This window comes from Corynebacterium sp. c25Ua_47, from assembly GCF_039907205.1.
Classification (GTDB): domain Bacteria; phylum Actinomycetota; class Actinomycetes; order Mycobacteriales; family Mycobacteriaceae; genus Corynebacterium; species Corynebacterium hiratae.
On the sequence record NZ_JASBOH010000012.1, the window covers coordinates 19,393 to 36,901 of the forward strand.

A 17,509-nucleotide genomic window follows, 5' to 3' on the forward strand; every position below is an offset into this window, starting at 1 on the left:
CAGAAACCGGGGTAAGAATAGACCGGTTGTTTTCTAGAAGGGATTCCCTGTGCACTTAAGCGACCTCATGGACGCCACCACCCTGCTCCAGAACTTTGGCGGCTGGGCGCTCGGCGGCATTGCGCTGATTATCTTTATTGAATCCGGCGTGCTCTTCCCGTTCCTCCCCGGCGATTCCATGCTGGTCACCGCGGCAATCTTGCGCGATCAGCTGGGCTTGAACGTTCCGATTCTGGTGGGCGTGGCCATCGTCGCGGCGTTCTTGGGCGACCAGGTAGGTTTCTGGCTCGGCCACCGCTTTGGCCGCAAGTTGTTTAAGCCCGACGCCAAGATCCTCATAACCGAGCACCTCGAACAAGCCGAGGCTTTCTTCCTGAAGTACGGGCCGTTGGCTCTGGTACTGGGGCGCTTCATCCCGATCGTGCGTACCTACATTCCCGTGGCCGCTGGTACCGCGGAGATGCCGTACAAGAAGTTCGTGGGATGGAACGTCACGGGTGCAGTGCTGTGGATTGTCAGCATGGTCGGCATTGGCGTGCTGCTGGGGGATATCCCGGGCATTGCGGATCGCATCGACATGATCGCCATCGTCATCGTGCTGGTGTCTGTGACTCCGGTGGTGATTTCCGCGATGATCAACTGGCGGAAGTCCAAGAAGACTCCCGCCCAGGAGCTGATGGAGGACTAAGCCCTGATCGTCACTTGGGGACGATCAGCGGACCGCCGGTGACAGGATCCTCGATGACTAGCGCGTTGAGGGCAAACGCCTCGAGCAGTAGCTCTGGGGTAATGACCTCGCTGGGACGCCCGGTGGCGAGGACCTGTCCATCCTTCATCACCACGAGATTATCGCTGTAGCGTACAGCCAAGTTGAGATCGTGCAGCACCATCACCACAGTCCGATCCAGCTCTCGGCGTAGACGCTGCACCAGCTCCAAAATCTCTACCGACGTGGCCAGATCCAGGTAGGTGGTGGGCTCGTCCAGGAACAGGATGTCCGTGTTCTGCGCAAGAACCATGGAGATCCACACACGCTGCCGCTGCCCTCCGGACAGAGAATCCAGGGTGCGCTCCGCCAGCCCCATCGAGCCAGTCATTTCCAGCGCCTTGTGCACCTCGGCTTCGTCCGTGGACGACCACTGGCGGATCCACGATTGGTGTGGGTGCCGACCGCGCGAGACGAGATCAGCCACGTTGAGTCCCTCCGGGGCGGTAGGGGTTTGTGGCAGCACGCTGATGGTCCGTGCGAGGTCCTTGCGCCTGATGGATGAGATATCGGCGCCGTCTAACAGCACTTCGCCCTCATTCGCCGGAAGGAGACGAGACATGGCTCGCAACAACGTGGATTTGCCGCAGCCATTGGGGCCGATGATTGTGGTGATCTGCCCGCGAGGAAAGTCCACGTCCAAGCCTTCGATGACCGTCCGGTCGCCGTAGCCCACGGCGAGGCCGCGTGCGCTCATGCTGTGCTTCTGAGTCATGTGTCCTTCTTTGTTCGCGGCACTGCTAACTTCCAGGGTGGGATCTTTTCTCATGCCGTGGTTGACCTATTCCGTTGGACCAGCAAATAAATAAGGAACGCACCGCCGATTGCCGAGGTGAGAATGCCCACCGGCAGCTCTACGGGCAGAAGAGTTTGGGTGCTGATATCTGCCAGCAGGAGTAGCGCAGCGCCGGTCAGCGCAGAGGCCAGAAGCGGTGGTGCAGAGCAGTTGCACAAGCGCAGCGCCACCTGTGGGGCCACGAAGGCGACGAACCCGATGGGGCCAGCGGCCGAGACCGCCACTGCTGCCAAAGCCACGGCAGCGGCGAGCAGAAGCACCTGCACACCCTGGACGTTTTGTCCCAAAGCCCGTGCAGTATCCGAGCCCAGCAAGGTGGCTAAAAGTTGGTGACCAATCCAGGCCAGCAGCGGTGTAAACACCAACACAACAATGGCGATGGGCCACATCTTGGACCAGTCCGCAGTGCTCAGGGAGCCAGTAAGCCAGAACTGCGCGGCCGCGGCATCGCGCAACTCCGTGCGGATCATCAGGAAGTTGATATACGAGGTCAACAGAGCAGAGATGATGATGCCGAACAGCACTAGCCGGAAGGAATCAGTCGATCTCCTCCACGCCAGAGCCCACATCACCGTTGCGGTGACAGCCGCACCAAGCACCGCGGCCAAGGGAATGCCGATGCTGCTGAGCCAGCCGAGGAAACCACCAGCGCCACCACCCAGAGTGATGACGGTGACCGCGGCCGCGGACGCGCCCGTAGTGAAGCCCAAGATATCCGGGCTGGCCAGCGCATTGCGAGTCACGGACTGAGTGAGGGCTCCGGATAATCCCAGCGCACAGCCCACCAGAATGGCCGTCAGCGCACGAGGCATGCGCCAATCCAAAACCACCAGACGCTCAATGCGGGTGCCCTGGCCGGTGAACAGCACCTCCAGCACACGAGCCGGGGACACAGGATAGTCACCCAGGCCGATGGAGACCGCCGCTAGCAAGACGATCGCCACGAGCAGCAATAGAGACACCGTCAACGCGCGAGGGCGCCAGACCACAGAAAATGAGCCCACGCGGAATGGCGGGCGCCCAGGGATAGTGGAAGAGGTAGGGCGGGCAAGGAGGGAACTCATTAAATGGCCACCACCCGGCGTCGATAAATAAGGGCGATGAAGAACGGCGCGCCCACGAACGCGAGGATGATGCCTACTTGCAACTCGCCCGGACGAGCGATCAGACGGCCCACCACGTCTGCGAACAGCATCATCACCGCACCCGTCAGGGCAGAGTAAGGGAGGATCCAGCGGTAATCAGGGCCCGTGATGGCGCGCACGAGGTGCGGGACCACCAGGCCGATGAAGGTGATGGGGCCGGCGGCAGCTGTCGCGGCACCGGCCAGCAGTGCGATCAGAGCCATGCCAATCAGGCGGGCGCGCTGGGTGTTGATGCCCAGTCCGGAGGCGATGTCATCGCCCAGATTCAGGAGGTTTAGCTGCGGTGCCGTGATGAACGCCAGCAGGAGGCCCACCAGGATAAACGGCAGCACGCCGTAGAACACGGTGAGATCCCGGCCCGCGATGGAGCCGACGGTCCAGAAGCGCATGCGATCCAGATTGGCATCGTCAGTGAGGATAAAACCGCTGATGATGGCGCTGAGGACCGCGGACAAAGCCGCGCCGCCGAGGACCAGCGTCATTGGATTGGCCTGTCCTCCTCCTATGGACGCCAAACTAAACACCAACGCAGTAGCAGCGATGGCCCCACCGAACGCCCACATGCTGGTAGCCCACACGGACGTCACACCCAGCAAGGAGAAGCTGGCAACCACGGCCAGGGACGCACCGTAGTTGATGCCGAGAATGCCCGTGTCCGCGAGAGGGTTGCGCGTGTGCCCTTGGATCAATGCACCGGAGGCGCCAAGGGCAGCACCGGCGACTAGGCCCAACAGGGTGCGGGGAATGCGGAGCTCGACGATCACGCGCTGATCCACATTCAGCCCCTCCGCGTGGCCGAACGCCGTGCCGAGATCGCGGAACACGGCGGACACTTCTCCAAAAGGGATCTGCCGTGATCCAAACACGATGCTGGCAACGATGCTGGCGAGCAATAGGAGGAAAAGGACGCCGAGGCCGACGAGGCGACGCGGGATTTTACCTGATGGAGCGCTGGCAGAAGCGTCCGCAGTAGCGTCCGCGCGAGACCCCAGGTGTGATTGAGAAGGGGATTGCGCATGCGGGGTAGAGATAGCCATGCATCCCTCCTTGACGCGTGAAAGTCCATGATCTTAACGGGAGCAAGCTTATATGAACAAGGTAAGCCTAATCAAAGTACTACAAGGAGGGATTGTGGAGCTGTGCAGGTGAGTGTGTGAGCCAGCAGGTGCGGCTAGTGAGGTCGGTCGGCCCTGAATGGCGCCGACCCTACACCTCAGCTCTATGCTTCTGAGCAGGGATTTGGACATGTTTTAGCTGGTTGCTAGGCTAGTCATTGCTAGGCTAGTCATTGCTAGGCTAGTCAGGTCTTGCCGTAGGTAGGTACCCCCATGTTCTTTTTTTCGACGCTAACGCGTCAAAATCCCGGGAATGCCACATGACCTGCGGAAAGAGTCTCCCGCTACAAGGGAGAAAAACTGTACATCCACTTTGTTACAGGCCCCTCGCCCGAAGCGGCCGCACGGATAAAGGCAGCGAGCACCCCTAACTACTGAGTTAGGCGGAGCGTGAGTAGCCAGCGATCGTGCGGTACACGCGATTCATCAAGGGTGAGCACGGGAACCGTAACGAAAAAGGCAACAGGTCACTTCACATGACCATGACTGATCCGATTGCGGACATGTTGTCACGAGTGCGCAACGCAAACAATGCGTTCCACGACACCGTGTCTATGCCATCCTCCAAGATCAAGGCCAACATCGCCGAAATCTTGAAGCAGGAAGGCTACATCGCCGACTACTCCGTTAACGACGAGACCGTCGGCAAGACCCTGGAGCTTAACCTGAAGTACGGCCCATCTCGCGAGCGTTCCATCGCTGGCGTGCGTCGTGTTTCCAAGCCGGGTCTGCGCGTTTACGCAAAGTCCACTAATCTGCCAAAGGTTCTCGGTGGCCTGGGCGTGGCTATTATCTCCACGTCCCAGGGTCTGCTGACTGACCGTGAGGCCAACAACAAGGGCGTGGGCGGAGAAGTCCTCGCCTACGTCTGGTAAGAGGAGGTTTAACCATGTCTCGTATTGGCAAGGCACCGGTGACCGTCCCCTCTGGCGTCGGGCTTCAGAGTGCGTAGTGAGGTGAGGTTGGCCACGACGAGTTCAGCGGGTCACGGGTCTGACCCCCGACGTGTCTACTTTCCGGGGGCCAGGACCCATCTCCACACCAAAACGGCGCCGGGATGGGTCTTTGCGTGCATGCTGAGCGGGTAGGGCGGGGACTATGGGCCGCTGGCGCCATATGGGGGTGATGAGCTATTCGTAGAGACCCGTGGGCACGTCGCCGTCGTCCTCAGTGGAGTAGACATCCAAGGGCGCAGACTCGGCATCAAGCTCAGTTTCGTTCTGGGTGAGGTAAGACTCAAAGCCAATGTCGGGGATGTTCGCCGTGAGGAAGGCCAGCACGGCATCGACGGCCATGCGATGTAGGCCTTCAGTGTTGTTGTGGGTATGCATGTCGATGTCGAGCAGATTGCTCATCATCGCGTGATTCGTCACCCGGTACATCGAGAGCGCAGAAATCAGCGTGAAAATATCGTTGGCGGAAATTCCCGGGCGGAACGCGCCGGAATCTTGGCCCAGCATGAGCAGCCTGTCGAGGTGGAGGGAGATCTCGGACACGTCGACAAGCGCCTGCGAGGACTCCAGCACACTGTGGGAGGATTCCATCGTTAGCATCCGGATGGCTTCGGGGTTATTCACATGTTGGCGGAACAACCAATCCACCAAGGTGCGCACGCCCTCGACTGGGACAGCAGAATTGATCTCGAGGCTGCCCTCTGGCGGGTTGAGGCGCCGCGCTGCCGCTGCCAAGGCTTGCTGGTAGAGCCCCTTCTTATCCCCGAAGTAGTAGTGGATCATGCGCTTGGACATCCCAGACAGCTTCGATACGGTCTCGAGCTTGGTTTCGGCATAACCATGCTCCGAAAACTCCGATATCGCAACATCGATCACGTGCTCAACAGAGCCGGAGTCGACCGATGAAGTCTCAGTGCTCATGGAAGGTCCCGTCTAGTCGATGGATATGCGTACAGTTGTCCACTATGCCGAAAAAAGACGGCCGTGGAGCTCAAGTACAAAGAACTCGCATCATTCGGGGGTAAAATCACACCCCATGGGGGCGAAAAACGGGACTAGGCTGGGAGGGTGAGTACCGAGCCGAAAGGATTCACACATGACTGCTTCCCAACCCGTCAAGATCACCGTGACCGGCGCCGCCGGAAATATCGCTTACTCCCTGCTGTGGCGCATCGCTGCGGGCGATGTCTATGGCAAGGACACCCCGGTGGAGCTGGCTTTGCTGGAAATCCCGGACGCCGTGGGTGCCGCTGAGGGCGTGGCCATGGAGCTCAATGACTCCGCCTTCCCGCTGCTGCGCGGCATTACCGTCACCGATGATCCGAACGTGGCCTTCAAGGACACCAAGGCCGCTTTCCTCGTGGGCTCCCGCCCGCGCAGCAAGGGCATGGAGCGCGCTGACCTGCTGGAGGCCAACGGTGCCATCTTTACCGTGCAGGGCAAGGCGCTGAATGACGTCGCCGCGCGCGATGTCCGCGTCCTCGTCGTGGGTAACCCGGCCAACACTAACGCTTATATCGCGGCCAACAGCGCACCGGACCTGGACCCGAGCCAGTTCACCGCGCTCATGCGCCTGGACCACAACCGCACCCAGAGCCAAGTCTCCCTTAAGACGGGCATGCCTACCGCGGAGCTGACCAAGGTTGCCGTGTGGGGTAACCACTCTGCATCCCAGTTCCCTGACCTGACCTTCTCCAACGCCGAGGTGGATGAGGATTGGTACAAGGAAGAGATGATTCCGAAGGTGGCTAAGCGCGGTGCCGAGATCATCGCCGTGCGCGGTAAGTCCTCGGCAGCTTCCGCAGCCTCTGCCGCGGTGGATCACATGCACGATTGGATCCACGGCACTGAGGATTGGCGCACCGCAGCTGTTGTCTCCGATGGCTCTTATGGCGTGGACGAGGGCCTCGTCGCAGGTTTCCCCACCGTCGCCCGCGACGGCAAGTGGGAAATCGTTCAGGGTCTCGAGCTCAACGATTTCCAGAAGGAGCGCATCGAGGCCTCCGTTCAGGAGCTGCGTGAGGAGCGCGAGGCCGTAGCCCACCTGCTCAAGGGCTAAGCGTCAAGCACCAAGTTATCGATGAGCCGCACCGGCCCCACCTGCGCCGCAACCAGCGCCAGGGCGGGCCGGTGTTGTGCATCAATGGGCTCGAGCGTGGCTGGATCCACCACGGTGAGGTAGTCCACGGTGACGCCGGGGGAGGAGGCGAGCTGCGCGCTCGCCTCGTCGAGGGATGCACCATCCCGCAGTGCGAAGAGAGCCTGGGACAGCGCCACGGCCTGCTCACGCTCGGCAGCGCTCAGGCGAGCGTTGCGGCTGGACTCGGCCACGCCGTCCGCCGCGCGGACGATGGGCGCGCTGATGATGTCGAGTGGCAGGTCGAGGTCCGCCACCAAGCGCCGAATAATGGCCACCTGCTGGGCATCCTTCTGCCCAAAGTAGGCGCGGTACGGGTTAACTAGGCTAAACAGCTTGCTCACCACAGTGGCCACGCCGTCGAAGTGGCCGGGGCGCGAAGCGCCTTCCAAGACCGAGCCCATCTCACCCGTGCGCACCCACACCCGCGGGGTGCCACCCGGGTACATCTCCTCCACGGTGGGAGCGAAAACCGCATCCACGCCTAGAGAATCGAGGAGTGCTGCATCCGCGTCGAGGTCGCGCGGGTAGGCGCGGTAGTCCTCGCAATCGCCCAGGTCGGTGAACTGGAGAGGATTGACAAAGACCGAGCACACCACGGTGTCGTTCTCTTCGCGGGCGCGGCGCACGAGGGAAGCGTGGCCGTCGTGAAGCGCGCCCATCGTGGGCACCAAGCCCACGGAACCGGATAGCCCTGTGCGGAAGTCGCGGAGTTCAGATTTAGTTTTCAGGATCTGCATGGCGTAAAACTCTAGTCCTCGAAGGATTCCTCGGCGTTGGGAAAGGAGCGCTCGCCCACATCGGCCACGTAATTCTTCGCGCCCTCCAGCAACGCGCCGCGCAAGTCCGCGTAGCGGCGCACGAAGCGCGGCGCCTTGGGTCCGCCCAGCCCGAAGGCATCGGTCCACACCAGGATCTGGCCGTCGGTCTGCGCGCCGGCACCGATACCGATGGTGGGGATGGGCAGTTCCTTCGTTACCTCCTCAGCCAACGCAGCCGGGACCATCTCCAGCACCACGGCGAAGGCGCCGGCGTCGGCAAGCGCGCGGGCATCCTCGTGCAGCTTCTCCGCACCGGCACCGCGGCCTTGGACCACGAAGCCGCCCAAGGCGTGAACCTGTTGGGGCGTGAAGCCGATGTGGGCGCAGACGGGGATGCCGGCGGCGACAAGCGCGGCAACAATCGGTGCGCGCTCCGCACCGCCCTCGAGCTTCACGGCCTGCGCGCCGGTTTCCTTCATGACGCGCACGGCAGACTCCAGTGCCTGGGTGGGGCCGGCCTCATAGGAACCGAAGGGCAAGTCCACCACCACGAAGGCGCGGGAGGTAGCTGAAACCACCGCGCGGGCCAGCGGGATCATCTCATCGAGGGTGAGTGAGAGCGTGGTTTCGCGGCCCAGGACCACATTGGCCAAGGAATCGCCGACGAGCAGGAGATCCACCCCGGCTTCATCGAAGATTTCGGCGGTCATGCAGTCATAGCTCGTCAGGCACGCAAAGGCCTGAGAGTTCTCTTTGGCTTGAGCAAAGAAGCGGGTGCGGAGACGGGCGCGGTGGCCAGGATTGTGAGACATGCTCTTACTCTAGACAGGGCGCTAGTGCTAGTTGACGTACAGGGTAGAGTTGGCCAGGTGACTGATCAGAATAAAGAGCAACTCGTTGGCACCAACCGCGCGGACCAGCTTCCCAAGTCCTGGGAGCCGCAGGCCGTAGAGAAAGACCTCTACGAAGGCTGGGTGAGCGCCGGTTACTTCACCCCGGATGCGTCCTCGCAAGCCGAGCCCTATTCCATCGTGCTGCCGCCGCCGAACGTCACCGGCCAGCTGCACATGGGCCACGCGTTGGACCACACTCTGATCGATTCCATCATCCGCCGCAAGCGCATGCAGGGCTACGCAACTTTGTGGTTGCCGGGCGCTGACCACGCCGGAATTGCTACCCAGACCAAGGTGGAGGCCCGCCTGCGTGAGCAGGAGGGAAAGAAGCGCTGGGACTATGAGCGCGAAGAATTCATCAACAAGGTCTGGGAATGGAAGGAAGAGTTCGGCGGCACCATCCAAAACCAGATGCGCGCCATCGGTGACTCGGTGGACTGGTCCCGCGAGCGCTTCACGCTAGATGATGGCCTCTCCCGCGCCGTCCAGACCATCTTCAAGACCCTCTACGACGAGGACCTGATCTATCAGGCCAACCGCCTGGTCAACTGGTCCCCGGTGCTGGAGACCGCCGTCTCCGACATCGAAGTCGTCTACAAGGACGTCGAGGGCGAGCTTGTCTCCATCCGCTATGGCTCGCTGAACGACGATGAACCGCACCTCATCGTGGCCACCACCCGTGTGGAAACGATGCTGGGCGACGTCGCCATTGCCGTCCACCCCGAGGACGAGCGCTACGCCCACCTGGTGGGCCAGGAGCTGCCGCACCCCTTCCGCGATGACCTGAGCCTGAAGATCATTGCCGATGACTACGTGGACATGGAATTCGGTACTGGTGCAGTGAAGATCACGCCGGCACACGATCCGAATGACTATGCCATGGGCCTGCGCCATGACCTGGACATGCCCACCATCATGGACACCACCGGACACATCGCGAACACCGGCACGAAGTTTGACGGCCTGACCCGCGAAGAGGCCCGCGTGGAGATCCGCGAGGCGCTGCGCGAGCAGGGGCGCATCGTCAAGGAGATCCGCCCCTACGTCCACTCCGTGGGCCACTCGGAGCGCTCCGGCGAGCCGATTGAGCTACGCCTGAGCCTGCAGTGGTTTGTGGCCGTGGAGAAGATGGCGAAGATGTCCGGCGATGCCGTCCGCGAAGGCGATACCACCATCCACCCGAAGTCCCTGGAGCCGCGCTACTTCGAGTGGGTCGATGACATGCACGACTGGTGCATTTCCCGCCAGCTGTGGTGGGGCCACCGCATCCCCATTTGGTACGGGCCAGAGGGCGAGGACGGCCAGCGCGACATCATCTGCCTCGGCCCCGACGAGGAGCCGCCGGCAGGCTACGTCCAGGACCCGGACGTTCTGGATACCTGGTTCTCCTCTGCGCTGTGGCCTTTCTCCACGATGGGCTGGCCGGAAAAGACCGCCGATTTGGAGAAGTTCTTCCCCACGAACGTGCTCGTTACCGCCTATGACATCCTCTTCTTCTGGGTCGCACGCATGATGATGTTCGGCACCTTCGCCGGCGCGCACACCCCGGAGCTGCTCGGCGAAGGCAAGGATGGCCGCCCGCAGGTGCCGTTCACGGATATTTACCTCCATGGTCTCGTGCGCGATGAGCAGGGCCGCAAGATGTCGAAGTCCCTGGGCAACGGCATCGACCCGATGGATTGGGTGCGCGACTATGGTGCGGACGCGCTGCGTTTCACCCTGGCCCGTGGCGCCAACCCGGGCGTGGATCTGCCGCTGGCTGTTGACGCTGCTGCCGCCGGCCGCAACTTCGCCACCAAGCTGTTTAACGCCACCAAGTTCGCGCTCATGAACGGTGCGGGTGTGGCGGAGCTGCCGGCACGCGACGCGCTGACCGACGCCGACCGCTGGATCCTCGACCGTTCCGAGGAGGTTCGCGCCAAGGTGGACGCCTACCTGGATGACTACCAGTTCGCCAAGGCCAATGAGCTGCTCTACCACTTCGTGTGGGATGAGCTGTGTGACTGGTACCTGGAGATTGCTAAGACGCAGATCCCACGCGACTTTGATGCGGCGAGCGCCGAGGAGCAGGCCACCGGACGCACCACCCAGATCGTTCTGGGCCGCGTGCTCGACCTGGTTCTGCGCTTGCTGCACCCGACCATGCCTTTCGTTACCGAGGTTCTGTGGAAGGCACTGACCGGTGGGGAGACCATCGTCACCGCGCAGTGGCCTACCCAGGAGCACACCAACGGTGGCGCGGAAAAGGACGAGGTGGCCGCCCGCCGCATTCAGGACGCCGACAAGCTCATCACCGAGCTGCGCCGCTTCCGCTCCGACCAGGGCGTCAAGCCTTCCCAGAAGGTCCCAGGCCGCCTTGACTTCGCCGCGGCTGACCTGCAGGAGCAGGAGGGGCTCATCCGCAACCTGGCTAATACCACCACGCCGGGCGAGGACTTCACCGCGTCCGCCTCCATCGAGGTGCGCCTGTCCCAAGCTACTGTTGAGGTCACTTTGGATACCTCCGGTGCCGTCGACGTGGAAGCGGAGCGCAAGCGCCTGGAGAAGGATCTGGCCAAGGCCCAGAAGGAACTGGACCAGACCGGCAAGAAGCTGGGTAACGAGGCCTTCCTGTCGAAGGCGCCGGAGGCAGTCGTGGAGAAGATCCGCGTGCGTCAGCAGGTGGCCCAGGAGGAGGTCGAGCGCATCACCGCACGTCTGGAGGGACTCAAGTAGTGGCGGAGGAGAAGAACCGCGAGGAATTTGAGGTCGTCGATGCCCTCGCGGAGGGCACCGATGGCGGGCCGGTGGAAATCACCGACTCCGGCCTGACTCTCAACATCGGCGGCGAGGAGGATTACGAGGAGGCCGCCCCGGAGCAGGCCACGCCGGAAGAACTCGCGGAGCTGGCCGAGGTCACCGCGGAGCTCAACGCCCGAGCCCCAGAGACCATCATCGAGCCGAGCCTCGAGCGCATCGAGATGCTCATGGATCTCTTGGGCAACCCGGAGCGTTCCTTCCACGTGATTCACGTCGCTGGCACCAACGGTAAGTCCTCGACCGCCCGCATGATCGATTCGCTGCTACGCTCCTTCCACCGCCGCGTAGGCCTGGTGACCAGCCCGCACCTGCAGTTGGTCACCGAGCGCATCGGCATCGACGGCCACCCCATCCACCCGCGCGACTTCGTGCGCATCTGGCGTGAAATCAAGCCTTATGTGGAGATGGTAGATTCCCGCTCCGACATTCCCATGTCCACCTTCGAGGTGCTGGTTGCCATCTCCTACGCAGCCTTTGCCGATGCACCCATCGACGTCGCCGTTGTCGAGGTCGGCCTCGGCGGCACGTGGGATGCCACCAACGTGGTCAATGCTGAGGTGGCCGTGGTCATGCCGGTAGGCCTCGACCACACGGACTACCTCGGTGACACCATCACGGAGATCGCCGGTGAAAAGGCCGGCATCATCAAGGCCCGTGAGCACGATGCCGACGACGTGCTCACGCCGGGGGAGAACATCGCCATCATTGCCGAGCAAGACCCAGAAGCCATGCGCGTGCTGCTGCAGCGCACCGTCGACGTCGGCGCCGGCGTAGCGCGCGCGGGCTCCGAGTTCGCCGCGCTGGAATCCCGCATTGCAGTGGGCGGCCAGCAGCTCACCATCCAGGGCCTGGGTGGGATGTACGAAGACATCTTCCTGCCACTGCACGGCGAGCACCAAGCCAAGAACGCGGCCGTGGCTTTGGCTGCGGTGGAGGCCTTCTTCGGGGCGTCGGCAGGCCATCCGCTCGACCTTGCTTCGGTGCGCACCGGCTTTGCCAAGGCCATTTCCCCCGGCCGCTTGGAGCGCGTGCGCACCAGCCCTACGACCTTCCTTGACGCCTGCCACAACCCGCACGGCGCCAAGGCTTTGGCTGCAGCCCTCGACCGCGACTTCGATTTCGCGCGCCTCATCGGCGTGGTGTCCATCTTCACGGACAAGGACGCTGCCGGCATCCTCACCGCCCTAGAGGCGGTTCTCACGGAAGTCGTGATTACGCAGAACACCTCCCCGCGCGCCCGCGATGCCTATGAACTCGCGGAGCTGGCCCGCGATATCTTCGGCGAGGAGCGCGTGTATGTTGAGCCTGACCTGCCCAGCGCCTACACCCAGGCCGTCGAATTGGCGGAGGACGCCGACGTGCAATCAGGTTCCGGCATCGTGATTACTGGCTCGGTCGTCACTGCCGGTGACGCCCGCGCACTCTTTGGAAAGGAACCCGCATGAGCCCCCGTAAACCCGTCCCCGAGGACGAGATTGGCCCGCTGGGCTTGGGCCAGGCACCGGCCAAGGATCCCCTCAAGCAGTTCGGCGGCATGGTCGTGGCGAGCTCCCTGACGTTGGAGCTGCTCACCCTGGTCCTCGCATTGCCGATGCTGTACAAGCTTTATGACGGCACCCTGTGGACCCCGTTCAACTATGGCGTGGTGATCGGTTTTATGGTGCTGCTCTTGGCATCCTTCCCCTTCATGAACAAGCCGTGGATCGTCGGGGTGCAGATTGTCCTCCACGTCATCGGCATTGTGCTCGGTTTTATGGTCCACTGGTCCGTGGCGACCATCTTCATCATTTTCGCCCTGCTCTGGGCGCTCGCGGCCTATATGCGCTCGGTGATCGTCGCCCGCATGGAGCGCGGCTACCTCACCACGCAGCACCTGACTGAGAAGTAGGTCGCTGCGGTGTATATCCGGCCCGAGCTGCGCGCGGGCGCGGCATTCATGTCGCTGTGGGATCCGACCAATCCGCTGATCCGCCGCGCCGGGCGCATCGTGCCAGCGCTCTGGCCCGCGCCCTATATCCAGGGCGTGCGCACGCGGCGGGTGAAGAACACCGAAATCCACGCGACCATCTATAGCCCGGAGAACCCGCGCGGCGCGGTGCTGTGGATCCACGGCGGAGGGCTGCTCATGGGCCATCCGCGCCAAGACGTCAAACACCTCAAGGAGACCGCCGCGGAGGTTGGAGTCACCGTCGTCGCCCCGCGCTACCGCTTAGCCCCGGAGAACCCCTATCCGGCCGCGCTTGACGACGTCCACTCGGCCCACCACTGGCTCCTCACGCATGCGGAAGAGCTGAGAATCAGCCCGGATCGGATTGTTATCGGCGGGCAGAGCGCCGGGGGAGGGCTCGCCGCAGCACTGTGCCAGCGCCTTTACGACGAAGGCGGAGTTCAGCCAGTGGGCCAGTGGTTGTTTTGCCCGATGCTCGATGACCGCACAGCCTCCACCGACCGCAACCCTATCTGGGATGCGGACTCCAACGCGCAGGCGTGGCGCTTCTACGTCAACGGAAACCCGAACGCGCCCTATGCTGTGCCCGGCCGCCGCGCGGATCTGACCGGCCTACCGCCGGCGTGGCTGTATGCGGGGAGCAGTGAGCTTTTCTACGACGAAATTGTGGACTACGCCGAGCGTCTGAAGTCTGCCGGCGTGCCCACGCAATGCGAGGTCGTAGACGGCGGCGTGCATGCCTTCGAGCTGTGGGCTCCCCATACCGCGGCGGCGAAACGCCTGCTCATGAACTCTCGCGTCTGGCTGCAGTCGACGCTCAACGCGCTAGACTAGCCGGCATGCTCTTTCTTCTTTACGGCCTGTCCGCTCTGTTGTGCATCGCTGCTCTCGTGACCAAGCTGTACTTTGGTGGCTTCGCGCTTCCGCTTGCATTGCTAATCCCGGCCTTCGTCTTCCTCGTCGTCGGCATGCTCAAGCAGCAGCGCGATGAGAAGCCGGTGGAGTTTGCGGATCTGGAGGAGTGGCAGCGCGAGGATCTGAAAGGCCTGCTGGAGAGCGGTCAATACGGCACGGCCGTGCGCCAAGTGCAGCTGTGGTTTCGTGGCACGAGCCATGAGCGCGCGGAGGAAATCGTGCAACGTCTTACGTAGCGCTTAATAATTGGCCCACTGGCAGGACGCGGGAGCACCCATTCTGTACTATGTGCCCTATGACTGAACGTACACTGATTCTCATCAAGCCGGACGGCGTCAAGAACGGCCACGTGGGCGAGATTATCTCCCGCATCGAGCGCAAGGGCCTGAAGCTCGTCGCCATGGATCTGCGCGTCGCCGACGAGGAGACCGCAAAGAAGCACTACGCCGAGCACGAGGACAAGCCTTTCTTCGGCGAGCTCGTTGACTTCATCACCTCCGCACCGCTGGTTGCTGGCATCGTCGAGGGCGAGTCCGCCATCGCCGCATGGCGTCAGCTGGCCGGTGGCACCCACCCGGTGGAGAAGGCTACCCCGGGTACCATTCGCGGTGACTTCGCTCTGACCGTTGGCGAGAACGTCGTCCACGGTTCCGACTCCCCGGAGTCCGCTGAGCGCGAGATCTCCATCTGGTTCCCGAACCTCTAACTATGATTACCGCGCTGAGCGCGTAACGAAGCCCGAGCATAGCGCTCGGGCTTTTGTCATTTCTGACCCTTAACCCGAACCCGTCCTGTGTGCTCGAGCGCAGATCCGATCAGGTACCGGTTAGTCGAACGACAGCAGCGTGCGCAAGGCCGCAAAAGCGTCTTTGTGCACCTGATGGGTGACGGTGCGGCCGCATTGCTGTCTGGATAGCAAGCCGGCTTCCCGCAGGCGCGCTAGGTGGTGCGAGACCGTGGGCTGACTCAGCGCAGTGAGCTCGGTGAGTTCCGTGACGCTCATGGGCCCACAGCCTTCATCACACAGGATGGACAAAAGACGCAGGCGGGCAGGGTCTGCCAGCACTTTGAATTGCTGCGAAAAATGCCTCGCCTCGGCGTCGCTGAGCGGGCCTGTGCTTAAGGAGCAACACTCAGTGCTGGGCGCGCTGGTTTCGGGCGTGGAAGAGGAAGCCATGCGATCAGTATAGGGGTTATCCTTGCACCCTACGTTATATTGACGCGTATCAATACGTGCTGTATATTGCATGTTTGTATTGTCCATTGTTTAACGTCGAAGGAGGGGGGACATGGCTGTGTCGCAGCGCCCGAAGTTGTCTTTTCTTGACCGATTTTTACCCATGTGGATCATTCTGGCGATGGCTGCCGGACTGCTCATTGGCCACTTCATTCCCGGGATTGGCCAAGCCTTGGGCGCCGTTGAAATCGGCGGGATTTCCATCCCGATCGCCATTGGTCTCCTCGTCATGATGTACCCACCCTTGGCCAAGGTTCGCTACGAGAAGACCAAGGAAATTGCCACGGATGGCCGCCTCATGGCGGTATCGCTCGTCCTCAACTGGCTGGTGGGGCCGGCGTTTATGTTTACCCTGGCGTGGCTGTTCTTGGCGGACCAGCCGGAGCTGCGCACCGGCCTCATCATCGTGGGCCTTGCTCGCTGTATCGCCATGGTGCTTGTGTGGTCGGACCTCTCATGCGCTGACCGCGAGGCAACGGCTGTGCTTGTCGCCCTGAACTCCATCTTCCAGGTCGCTATGTTTGGTGTTCTGGGTTGGTTCTACCTGCGCGTCCTCCCCGGATGGCTGGGCCTGGACACGACGAGCGCTGACTTTTCCTTCTGGGCCATCGTCAAGGCCGTACTCGTCTTCTTGGGCATACCGTTCCTGTTGGGTGCGCTGTCTCGCGTGTGGGGCGAAAAGGTAAAAGGACGGGAATGGTTTGAGAACCGCTTCCTCCCAGCCGTATCGCCCCTGGCCATGATTGGTCTGCTGTACACAATTGTGTTGCTCTTTTCCCTGCAGGGCGAGCACATTGTGGAGCAGCCAGCAACGGTAGTGCGCGTGGCCGTGCCGCTGGTTATCTACTTCGTGGGCATGTTTGTGCTGTCGCTGGGCGTAGCAAAGGCCGTTGGCATGAATTACGCGCAGTCTGCCAGCGTGGCGTTCACTGCAGCAGGAAACAACTTTGAGCTTGCTATTGCAGTATCCATCGGCACCTTCGGAGCGATGTCTGCTCAAGCCCTTGCCGGAACGATTGGTCCTCTTGTTGAGATTCCAGTCCTCGTTGGTCTGGTCTATTTCATACTTTGGATTGGCCCGAAACTCTTCCCGGGAGATGCCACTCTTCCGCGCTAGCGCGTGCGTGCAGCGTCCATGCTGCGCACGCCAGCTTCGGTCAGAGTGATGTTAAAGGTCCGCTCACCACTCCACTTGATGAGACCAGGCAGTTTCACCACGCCGGCCGCTTCGAGTTCACGGAGTTCTTCTTCGAGCCCCTCCTCGTAGCCGATCAGCCGCCCCAGCTCAGAGATGGAGGTGGTATTGCCAGTGACTGCACCGGCGGCGACTAGCCCGCTGAGGACTTCCGGGTGAGTTTCTACTGCGGCGATGCTCGCTTGAGTGACGCCTTCGAGGCTTCCTTGTTCGGTGATGGCCTTGATGCGTCGCTTGCCCACTCGGTAGGAGGTGGTACCGAAAGCGCGGCCACCGAAGATGAACGCAGGGATGGAGAAAGCAGTAAGTCCAGCGGCGATAAGGATAGGGTTGGGTGAGACATCGCCGATAATCCCGGTGGATTTAATTCCCTCAGTGATGAGAGGGGAGAAGATAGCAAGCACCGGTAGAAAATAGGCGAGAAGAGGGTAATCGCCCGCCCGGTACTCTTCTTGGGAGGCCTGCACCAACCTCGGCTCGCTGCGAATGATGCGGAAGACTCCGTAGAGCATCACCATGATGAGTACCGCGTAGACCGGGACCGCGTAGGGGTAAGGGAGGTCAACGGCGCGAAGGCCGGAGGCGATGCCCGCGGGCACGGCCACGGTCACAATATCCCGCAGTGCAATCTCGTTACGAGCGCGCGCCTGCGCCACTGTGCGTGGCGCGTGGACAGGTATTTTCCGCTCTGCCGGTGTGTTTGTGGGCGCGCTGTCGGACATAGCGGCGATACTAACATGTGAGCCTCGGTCGAGCTCTGTGCCAGAATGGAAGGCACTGACAACTAAATAAAGATGAAGAGAATTTTTTCAAAGTCTCACCGCCGTGTGGCGGCAACCTGCGCCCGGG

18 protein-coding genes are annotated in these 17,509 nt (G+C 62.0%); 10 read left to right on the forward strand and 8 right to left on the reverse strand.

The window, feature by feature from the left end; genetic code table 11:
- Positions 1 to 49 precede the first annotated feature (49 nt).
- Complete coding sequence (locus QKE52_RS10810) at positions 50 to 688, forward strand: DedA family protein (protein ID WP_005325329.1); 639 nt, start codon at positions 50 to 52, stop codon at positions 686 to 688.
- A 10-nt stretch (positions 689 to 698) separates the two neighbouring features.
- On the opposite strand, the gene QKE52_RS10815 is transcribed toward QKE52_RS10810, so the two are convergent.
- Genes QKE52_RS10815 through QKE52_RS10825 form a run of 3 tightly spaced genes read right to left on the reverse strand, consistent with a single transcriptional unit; the run spans position 699 to position 3,744 of the window.
- Complete coding sequence (locus tag QKE52_RS10815) at positions 699 to 1,481, reverse strand: ABC transporter ATP-binding protein (protein WP_019176090.1); 783 nt, start codon at positions 1,479 to 1,481, stop codon at positions 699 to 701.
- A gap of 50 nt (positions 1,482 to 1,531) precedes the next feature.
- Positions 1,532 to 2,626 (reverse strand): iron chelate uptake ABC transporter family permease subunit, encoded by a 1,095-nt coding sequence (locus tag QKE52_RS10820; protein ID WP_005325330.1) that lies wholly within the window; start codon positions 2,624 to 2,626, stop codon positions 1,532 to 1,534.
- Positions 2,626 to 3,744 carry an iron ABC transporter permease gene (locus QKE52_RS10825; protein WP_005325331.1) on the reverse strand — a complete coding sequence of 373 codons (1,119 nt, stop codon included), beginning with the start codon at positions 3,742 to 3,744 and terminating at the stop codon, positions 2,626 to 2,628. The genes QKE52_RS10820 and QKE52_RS10825 overlap by 1 nt, the downstream gene beginning before the upstream one ends.
- Positions 3,745 to 4,298: 554 nt before the next feature.
- On the opposite strand from QKE52_RS10825, the gene rpsH reads away from it, so the two are divergent.
- A complete protein-coding gene (gene rpsH / locus QKE52_RS10830; RefSeq protein ID WP_034986964.1) occupies positions 4,299 to 4,697 on the forward strand; it encodes a 30S ribosomal protein S8 in 399 nt (132 codons plus the stop codon).
- A gap of 255 nt (positions 4,698 to 4,952) precedes the next feature.
- Here the strand turns inward: rpsH and QKE52_RS10835 are convergent, their stop codons facing one another.
- A complete protein-coding gene (locus QKE52_RS10835; RefSeq protein ID WP_347948782.1) occupies positions 4,953 to 5,696 on the reverse strand; it encodes a TetR/AcrR family transcriptional regulator in 744 nt (247 codons plus the stop codon).
- Between the two features lie 175 nt (positions 5,697 to 5,871).
- Here QKE52_RS10835 and QKE52_RS10840 point away from each other — a divergent pair, with 175 nt between their 5' ends.
- Positions 5,872 to 6,834, forward strand: coding sequence for a malate dehydrogenase (locus QKE52_RS10840; RefSeq protein ID WP_347948783.1), 963 nt, complete (start codon positions 5,872 to 5,874; stop codon positions 6,832 to 6,834).
- On the opposite strand, the gene panC is transcribed toward QKE52_RS10840, so the two are convergent.
- Both panC and panB read right to left on the reverse strand, forming a co-directional pair.
- The gene (gene panC, locus QKE52_RS10845; protein ID WP_347948784.1) at positions 6,831 to 7,652 is read right to left on the reverse strand and encodes a pantoate--beta-alanine ligase; all 822 of its coding nucleotides are present in this window, start codon (positions 7,650 to 7,652) and stop codon (positions 6,831 to 6,833) included. The genes QKE52_RS10840 and panC overlap by 4 nt on opposite strands.
- Positions 7,653 to 7,663: 11 nt before the next feature.
- On the reverse strand, positions 7,664 to 8,485 hold the full coding sequence (gene panB / locus QKE52_RS10850) for a 3-methyl-2-oxobutanoate hydroxymethyltransferase (RefSeq protein ID WP_347948786.1): 822 nt from the start codon (positions 8,483 to 8,485) through the stop codon (positions 7,664 to 7,666).
- Between the two features lie 57 nt (positions 8,486 to 8,542).
- On the opposite strand from panB, the gene QKE52_RS10855 reads away from it, so the two are divergent.
- The 6 genes from QKE52_RS10855 to ndk are packed head-to-tail and all read left to right on the forward strand — an operon-like array spanning position 8,543 to position 14,934.
- Positions 8,543 to 11,281 (forward strand): valine--tRNA ligase, encoded by a 2,739-nt coding sequence (locus QKE52_RS10855; RefSeq protein WP_347948788.1) that lies wholly within the window; start codon positions 8,543 to 8,545, stop codon positions 11,279 to 11,281.
- Positions 11,281 to 12,810: a folylpolyglutamate synthase/dihydrofolate synthase family protein gene (locus QKE52_RS10860; protein ID WP_347948790.1), complete on the forward strand. Its 1,530-nt coding sequence runs from the start codon at positions 11,281 to 11,283 to the stop codon at positions 12,808 to 12,810. Before QKE52_RS10855 ends, QKE52_RS10860 begins: the two co-directional genes overlap by 1 nt.
- Positions 12,807 to 13,253 (forward strand): DUF4233 domain-containing protein, encoded by a 447-nt coding sequence (locus tag QKE52_RS10865; protein ID WP_046648977.1) that lies wholly within the window; start codon positions 12,807 to 12,809, stop codon positions 13,251 to 13,253. Before QKE52_RS10860 ends, QKE52_RS10865 begins: the two co-directional genes overlap by 4 nt.
- A 9-nt stretch (positions 13,254 to 13,262) precedes the next feature.
- Positions 13,263 to 14,147: an alpha/beta hydrolase gene (locus QKE52_RS10870; RefSeq protein ID WP_347948791.1), complete on the forward strand. Its 885-nt coding sequence runs from the start codon at positions 13,263 to 13,265 to the stop codon at positions 14,145 to 14,147.
- Between the two features lie 5 nt (positions 14,148 to 14,152).
- Positions 14,153 to 14,464: a hypothetical protein gene (locus QKE52_RS10875; protein WP_347948792.1), complete on the forward strand. Its 312-nt coding sequence runs from the start codon at positions 14,153 to 14,155 to the stop codon at positions 14,462 to 14,464.
- 59 nt (positions 14,465 to 14,523) lie between these two features.
- A complete protein-coding gene (gene ndk / locus QKE52_RS10880; RefSeq protein ID WP_039676402.1) occupies positions 14,524 to 14,934 on the forward strand; it encodes a nucleoside-diphosphate kinase in 411 nt (136 codons plus the stop codon).
- 120 nt (positions 14,935 to 15,054) lie between these two features.
- Here ndk and QKE52_RS10885 read toward each other — a convergent pair whose 3' ends face one another.
- Positions 15,055 to 15,405 (reverse strand): metalloregulator ArsR/SmtB family transcription factor, encoded by a 351-nt coding sequence (locus QKE52_RS10885; protein WP_046648980.1) that lies wholly within the window; start codon positions 15,403 to 15,405, stop codon positions 15,055 to 15,057.
- A 112-nt stretch (positions 15,406 to 15,517) separates the two neighbouring features.
- On the opposite strand from QKE52_RS10885, the gene arsB reads away from it, so the two are divergent.
- Positions 15,518 to 16,582 carry an ACR3 family arsenite efflux transporter gene (arsB, locus tag QKE52_RS10890; RefSeq protein WP_049157134.1) on the forward strand — a complete coding sequence of 355 codons (1,065 nt, stop codon included), beginning with the start codon at positions 15,518 to 15,520 and terminating at the stop codon, positions 16,580 to 16,582.
- On the opposite strand, the gene QKE52_RS10895 is transcribed toward arsB, so the two are convergent.
- Entirely contained in the window at positions 16,579 to 17,382 is an 804-nt protein-coding gene (locus QKE52_RS10895; RefSeq protein ID WP_049157132.1) for a hypothetical protein, read from the reverse strand. The two genes, arsB and QKE52_RS10895, sit on opposite strands and share 4 nt — an antisense overlap.
- Positions 17,383 to 17,509: the final 127 nt, after the last annotated feature.

Bases quoted from the DNA above. Each gene is read 5' to 3' on its own strand.
- panC (WP_347948784.1), bottom strand. From the start codon at position 7,652: ATGCAGATCCTGAAAACTAAATCTGAACTCCGCGACTTCCGCACAGGG.
- QKE52_RS10840 (WP_347948783.1), top strand. From the start codon at position 5,872: ATGACTGCTTCCCAACCCGTCAAGATCACCGTGACCGGCGCCGCCGGA.
- QKE52_RS10835 (WP_347948782.1), bottom strand. From the start codon at position 5,696: ATGAGCACTGAGACTTCATCGGTCGACTCCGGCTCTGTTGAGCACGTG.
- panB (WP_347948786.1), bottom strand. From the start codon at position 8,485: ATGTCTCACAATCCTGGCCACCGCGCCCGTCTCCGCACCCGCTTCTTT.
- QKE52_RS10815 (WP_019176090.1), bottom strand. From the start codon at position 1,481: ATGACTCAGAAGCACAGCATGAGCGCACGCGGCCTCGCCGTGGGCTAC.
- QKE52_RS10885 (WP_046648980.1), bottom strand. From the start codon at position 15,405: ATGGCTTCCTCTTCCACGCCCGAAACCAGCGCGCCCAGCACTGAGTGT.
- QKE52_RS10895 (WP_049157132.1), bottom strand. From the start codon at position 17,382: ATGTCCGACAGCGCGCCCACAAACACACCGGCAGAGCGGAAAATACCT.
- QKE52_RS10875 (WP_347948792.1), top strand. From the start codon at position 14,153: ATGCTCTTTCTTCTTTACGGCCTGTCCGCTCTGTTGTGCATCGCTGCT.
- rpsH (WP_034986964.1), top strand. From the start codon at position 4,299: ATGACCATGACTGATCCGATTGCGGACATGTTGTCACGAGTGCGCAAC.
- QKE52_RS10825 (WP_005325331.1), bottom strand. From the start codon at position 3,744: ATGGCTATCTCTACCCCGCATGCGCAATCCCCTTCTCAATCACACCTG.
- ndk (WP_039676402.1), top strand. From the start codon at position 14,524: ATGACTGAACGTACACTGATTCTCATCAAGCCGGACGGCGTCAAGAAC.
- arsB (WP_049157134.1), top strand. From the start codon at position 15,518: ATGGCTGTGTCGCAGCGCCCGAAGTTGTCTTTTCTTGACCGATTTTTA.
- QKE52_RS10820 (WP_005325330.1), bottom strand. From the start codon at position 2,626: ATGAGTTCCCTCCTTGCCCGCCCTACCTCTTCCACTATCCCTGGGCGC.
- QKE52_RS10865 (WP_046648977.1), top strand. From the start codon at position 12,807: ATGAGCCCCCGTAAACCCGTCCCCGAGGACGAGATTGGCCCGCTGGGC.